This window comes from Actinotalea ferrariae (assembly GCF_019733465.1).
GTDB classification, from domain to species: Bacteria; Actinomycetota; Actinomycetes; order Actinomycetales; family Cellulomonadaceae; genus Actinotalea; species Actinotalea ferrariae_A.
In genome coordinates this window covers 1-5,491 of record NZ_JACVQL010000325.1, presented here as the reverse complement: position 1 = coordinate 5,491, position 5,491 = coordinate 1, and the positions used below count along the sequence as shown (strand labels likewise).

Genomic DNA, 5,491 nt, shown 5'->3' with positions numbered 1-5,491 from the left:
CCGAGCAGACGCGCCGGCCCGCGGGGACGGCCCGGCCGGGCGGCCTCGACCTCGACGCCGTGCTCGCGCGGCGCCGCGCCGCGGGCGAGTGACGTCGGCACCCTCATCCGGGTGCTAACCTGTTCCTCGCTTCTGGGGCTGTGGCGCAGTTGGTAGCGCGTCTCGTTCGCAATGAGAAGGTCAGGGGTTCGAATCCCCTCAGCTCCACCACCGAAGGCCCCGCGGTCCGCACCTGGACCGCGGGGCCTTCGTCGTGCGGGGTGCTCGGCTACGCTTCCGACCACCGTGCCGAGGGGGCCGGACATCTGCGGGCGCTAGGGGAGGACCCGGTGGCACAGGGCACGGAGGGCACGTCGGACGCGCGCTCGGCGGCGCACGCCCAGCCGCCCACCGCGACGGACGCCGTGACCCCGATCCCGGCGCACGTCGAGCCCCGGGCGGGCGACCCGCTGGTCCTCGGGTCCGGCGCGCGCGTCGTGACCAGCACCGACCCGCAGGCCGTGGCGATCGCCGTCCTCGTCGCGGGCCGCATGGAACGGGCGAGCGACCGCTCGATCGCCGTCGTGCACGAGGACGACGGCAGCCCGGGCGCCGTCGTCCTGCGCCTCGCCGACGCCGCCGCGGTCGGGCTGCCCCCGGGTACGGACGCCGGCCTCGCGCAGGAGGCCTACCGGCTCGAGGTCACGGACCGGTCGGTGGTGCTCACCGCGGTCGCGGGTGCCGGCCTGCTCAACGCCGCCCGCACCCTCCAGCAGCTCGCCGAGCCCGGCGAGGCGCCGGGGACCTGGCTGGTGGCGCGCCAGCTCGTCGTGGACGTGCCCCGGTTCGCGTGGCGCGGGCTGTGCCTCGACGTCGCGCGCCACTTCTTCGGCGTCGACGTGCTGCGCCGGGTCGTCGACGTCATGGCGTCGCTCAAGCTCAACGTCCTCCACCTGCACCTCACGGACGACCAGGGCTGGCGCATCGACGTGCCGTCCCGGCCCGAGCTCGCCGACGTCTCGGGGAAGACGGCGGTCGGGGACGACCCGGGCGGCTTCTACACGGCGCAGGACTGGACCCAGCTCCTGGCCTACGCGGAGTCGCGGCACATCACGGTGGTCCCGGAGATCGACCTGCCCGGGCACGTCAACGCCGCGCTCCACGCCGTGGGCGAGCTGACGCCCGGCGGCCGGCCGGCTCGCGCCTACACCGGGATCGACGTCGGCTTCAGCCGACTGCACGCCGACCTGCCCGCGACCAGGCCGTTCCTGCGTGACGTGCTCGGCGACGTCGCCGCGATGACGCCGGGGCCGTGGGTGCACATCGGCGGCGACGAGGTGCTCACGATGGAGCCCGCGGAGTACCGCACGCTCGTGCGTGCCGCGGTCGAGGAGCTCGCCGCGGCCGGCAAGACCGTCGTCGGCTGGCAGGAGATCGCGTCGGCGCTCGACGGCGCCGAGGGTGACGGCCCGGGCCGGGCCGCGCTCGAGGAGGCCCTCGCGGGCGCGATCGTGCAGTACTGGGACGAGCGTGAGGGCGCCGAGGAGGTGACGCGGGCGGCCGACCAGGGCGCGCGCGTGATCCTGTCGCCCGCGACCCGCGTCTACCTCGACATGCGCTACGACGCGGCGACCCCCGTGGGTCTGGACTGGGCCGGGCACGTCGAGGTCCGTGACAGCTACGACTGGGAGCCGCTCGAGGTGCTGCCCGGCGTCCCGGCGGACAGGGTGCTCGGCGTCGAGGCGGCGCTGTGGACCGAGACGGTCCGGACGGCCGAGGACCTCTTCCTGCTCCTGCTGCCGCGGCTCGCGGCCGTCGCGGAGGTGGCCTGGTCGCCCGCGGCGCGCCGGGACTGGGAGGCCTTCCGCCGCCGGCTCCCGCGCCAGACGCGTCGCTGGACCGAGGAGGGCTACACCTGGTACCCGTCGCCCCAGGTGCCCTGGTCGCACTGATCACGCCCGCGGGGCGGGACGCCTCTCCCGGTCACACCCAGCTGGGCAGCCACTGGTGCAGCTGCCAGTACCGGAACGTCACGACCTGGCCGGTCCAGACGGGCCAGAAGAACGCCGTCGTGGCCACCACGAGCACCGCCGCGGCGACGAGGGCCGTGCGGACCATGGACCGCCGTGGCTCGTCGTCGGCCCACGCCAGCAGGCGTTGCACCGCGCGGGCGATCGCCAGCGCCAGCCAGGGCAGCACGACGACGGCGTAGAACGTGAAGATGGTCCGGTGGGTGTAGGCGAACCACGGCACCCAGCCCGCCGCGACCCCCGCGGCCGCCACCGCCGCGGCGCCGTCGAGACGCCGCACGGCCCACCACACGCACGCCACCACCGCGGCCGCGCCGAGCCACCAGATGAAGGGGTTGCCGAGCGAGGTCACGGCCTGCGCGCACCGGTCGGCACCGCACACCTGCTGCGCGGGCTCGGGCGCCTCGTAGAAGAACGACGTCGGACGCCACTGCAGCAGCCAGCCGGCGGGCTGCGCGGCGTACGGGTGCTCCGCGGTGAGCGTGGTGTGGAAGGTCCACATCTGCTCGTGGTAGCGCCAGAGCGAGCGCAGGCCGTCGGGCAGCCACAGCACGCCCTCGCCCGGGTGCTGCGCCGCCCACGAGCGCCCGTACCCGCCGCTGGTCCGCAGCCACCCGGTCCAGGTCAGCACGTACGTCAGCGCGGCGACGGGGACGAGGGTGACGAACGCGGGCAGCGCGTCGCGCAGCAGGGCCCCCTGCCACCAGAGGGCGACGCCCGCACGGTGGCGGGCGGACGCGTCCCACGCCACCGTGAGCAGGCCCAGCACGGCGAGGAACCACAGGGCGCTCCACTTGGTGCCGACGGCGAGCCCGAGCATGATCCCGGCGACCACGCGCCACGGGCGCAGGCGGGACCACGCACCCCAGCGTGCAGGCGCGCGTGGTGGTGCGGACGCAGCGGCGAGGCGCGCGGCGGCGCGGTCGCGGTCGACCAGGAGCGCTGCGGCCGCCGCGAGCACGAAGGTGGTCAGGACGCCGTCGAGCAGCGCGGTGCGGGAGAGCGCGATGGCCGTGCCGTCGAGGGCGAGCAGCAGGCCCGCGAGCGCGCCGGCGGCGGTCGAGCCCAGGAGGCGGCGGCCGATCCGTACGAGGAGGACGACGGCGACGATGCCCGCGACGACGGTCCCGAGGCGCCAGCCGACGGGGTCCTGGGCGCCGAGCAGCCGCAACCCGGTCGCGATCACCCACTTCCCGACGGGCGGGTGGACGACGAAGCTCGGCGCCTCGAGGTAGCCGTCGACGTCGCCCGCCTCGAACGCCGGGTCCGGCTCGTCGGGCCAGCGGCCCTCGTAGCCGAGGTTGAGCAGGGTCCAGGCGTCCTTGACGTAGTAGGTCTCGTCGAAGACGAGCTGCGCGGGACGGCCGAGCGCGGGCAGCCGCAGCACGGCCGCGACGCCCGCGACGGCGATCGTCACCGGCCAGCCGGCGAGCGACTCGAGCGCGGACCTGGTCCGGACGGTGGCGCCCGGCTGGACCAGCCGGTCGGTGAGCAGCACGCGGTCAGGCTAGGACACGGCCGACGTCGCCGACGGTGCCGGGCGCGACGCCCTAGCCTGGCGGGCATGACGACGGGGCGGATCGTGCTGGCGGCGACGCCCATCGGCGACGTCGAGGACGCCTCGCCGCGGCTGCGGCGCCTGCTCGCGGAGGCCGACGTCGTCGCCGCGGAGGACACGCGTCGGCTCGCCGCGCTCGCCCAGCGCCTGGGCGTGCGGCCCACCGGGCGCGTGGTGAGCCATCACGAGCACAACGAGGCCTCGCGCGCCGCCGAGCTGCTCGACGTCGTCCGGGGTGGCGGCACGGTGCTCGTGGTGTCGGACGCCGGCATGCCGACCGTGTCGGACCCGGGCTTCGGGCTCGTGCGCGCCGCGGTCGAGGCGGGGCTGCCGGTCACGACGGCGCCCGGCCCGAGCGCCGTCCTCGCCGCGCTCGCGGTCTCGGGCCTGCCGACCGACCGGTTCACCTTCGAGGGCTTCCTGCCCCGGAAGCCGGGGGACCGGGCGCGCGCCCTCGCCGAGCTGGTCCGCGAGCGGCGCACGATGGTGTTCTTCGAGGCGCCGCACCGGCTGGCCGCGACGCTCACCTCGATGGCCGAGGCGTTCGGTGCGCAGCGCCCGGCGGCCGTGTGCCGCGAGCTGACCAAGACCTACGAGGAGGTCGTCCGCGGCCCGCTCGCCGAGCTCGTCACCTGGTCCGACCACGAGGTGCGTGGGGAGGTCGCCGTCGTGGTCGGCGGTGCGCCCGAGGCCGCGCCGGCGGCGATGGACGACCTCGTGGCCGAGGTGCTCGCCCGATCGGACGCGGGGGAGCGGCTCAAGGACGCCGTCGCCTCGGTGGCCGAGGCCACGGGCGTGCCCAAGCGCGAGCTGTACGCCGCCGCGCTCGCCGGTCGGGGCCGGTGACGGCGGACCGACGGACCGGCCGGGAGGCCGCAGGGTCGGGCCCGGCAGGGGGTCAGCCCAGGTGGCAGGGTCAGCCCACGGAGCGCGTCAGCCCAGGTAGGCGGGTACCGGCGCGGTGACGTCGGGATCGGTCTCGGGCTCGCCCGCGACCGTGCGCAGCGGGACCACCCCGGCCCAGTGCGGCAGCGCGAGGTCCTCGGGCTCGTCGCGAACCCCTCCCGACCGCGCGCGGACCGACACCTCGACGAGCGGCAGGGCGAGGAGCGCGGTCTCGGCGAGCTCCCGCCGGCTCGGCGGGCGGCTGTCGTCGGCCCGGCCCCGCCCGGTCCGCTCGACGAGCGCCCGGAGGACCGAGAGCTTCTCCTCGTCGTCGGTGACGAGCGTGGCGACGCCGTGGACGACGACCGACCGGTAGTTGGCGCTGTGGTGGAACTGCGAGCGGCCGTAGACGATCCCGTCCAGGAGCGTCACCGACGCGCACACACGCAGGCCGTCGCCGCGCGCCGCGAGGAGCGGGCGGCCCCCCGTCGAGCCGTGGACGTAGAGCGTGTCCCCGACGCGGACATGGAGGGTCGGCAGCACGCGCGGCTCGCCGTCGACGACGAACGCGAGGTCGCAGTGCCACGCCTCGTCCAGGACCGCGTGCGCCGCCTCACGGTCGTAGCTCATGCGATCGCGCGAGCGCGACGCCGTCGTGCGCGGCGTCCGGTCGAACCGGTCGGGCGCCGGGTCGGCGGTCGCGCTGCGGGTCGGGATGGAGGTCTCCGTGCTCATCGGCATCCTTTGTGCTATAACAAAGTGGTGTCTGTAGAAGAACAATACCGGTTCGCCGGCTCGACGTCGGCGGGGATCGCGGCGAGCGTGGAGGACGCGGTGCGCGCGGGCGACCTCGCCCCCGGTGACGCCCTGCCCACGGTCCGCGCGCTCGCCGCCCGGCTGGACGTCAGCGCGGCGACGGTCGCCAAGGCCTACGGCGAGCTGCGCCGGCGCGGTGTCGTGAGCACGGCGGGCCGCGGCGGGACGCGGGTCCGGCACCGGCCCGCCGTCGGCACGCGGGCCTCGCGCGACCTCGCGGCTG

Annotated in this window: 5 protein-coding genes and 1 tRNA gene; 4 read left to right on the top strand and 2 right to left on the bottom strand. The window is 76.1% G+C overall.

What is annotated here, in order from left to right; all coding sequences use genetic code 11:
• The first annotated feature begins 134 nt into the window (after nucleotides 1-134).
• A tRNA-Ala gene (locus ICW40_RS19020) sits at nucleotides 135-210 on the top strand.
• A 119-nt stretch (nucleotides 211-329) separates the two neighbouring features.
• Entirely contained in the window at nucleotides 330-1,931 is a 1,602-nt protein-coding gene (locus tag ICW40_RS19015; protein WP_221655559.1) for a family 20 glycosylhydrolase, read from the top strand.
• Nucleotides 1,932-1,962: 31 nt separating this feature from the next.
• On the opposite strand, the gene ICW40_RS19010 is transcribed toward ICW40_RS19015, so the two are convergent.
• Complete coding sequence (locus ICW40_RS19010) at nucleotides 1,963-3,507, bottom strand: dolichyl-phosphate-mannose--protein mannosyltransferase (RefSeq protein ID WP_308121913.1); 1,545 nt, start codon at nucleotides 3,505-3,507, stop codon at nucleotides 1,963-1,965.
• A 66-nt stretch (nucleotides 3,508-3,573) separates the two neighbouring features.
• Between ICW40_RS19010 and rsmI the strand changes: the two genes are divergently transcribed.
• Entirely contained in the window at nucleotides 3,574-4,413 is an 840-nt protein-coding gene (gene rsmI / locus ICW40_RS19005) for a 16S rRNA (cytidine(1402)-2'-O)-methyltransferase (protein ID WP_221655558.1), read from the top strand.
• 87 nt (nucleotides 4,414-4,500) lie between these two features.
• On the opposite strand, the gene ICW40_RS19000 is transcribed toward rsmI, so the two are convergent.
• Nucleotides 4,501-5,187 (bottom strand): pyridoxamine 5'-phosphate oxidase family protein, encoded by a 687-nt coding sequence (locus ICW40_RS19000; RefSeq protein WP_221655557.1) that lies wholly within the window; start codon nucleotides 5,185-5,187, stop codon nucleotides 4,501-4,503.
• A gap of 24 nt (nucleotides 5,188-5,211) precedes the next feature.
• Between ICW40_RS19000 and ICW40_RS18995 the strand changes: the two genes are divergently transcribed.
• Nucleotides 5,212-5,491, top strand: a 280-nt coding sequence (locus tag ICW40_RS18995) for a GntR family transcriptional regulator (protein WP_221655556.1), incomplete at its 3' end; no start/stop codon positions are given.

Excerpts from the sequence above, each read along its gene's own strand:
- rsmI (WP_221655558.1), top strand. The coding sequence starts at position 3,574 with ATGACGACGGGGCGGATCGTGCTGGCGGCGACGCCCATCGGCGACGTC.
- ICW40_RS19000 (WP_221655557.1), bottom strand. The coding sequence starts at position 5,187 with ATGAGCACGGAGACCTCCATCCCGACCCGCAGCGCGACCGCCGACCCG.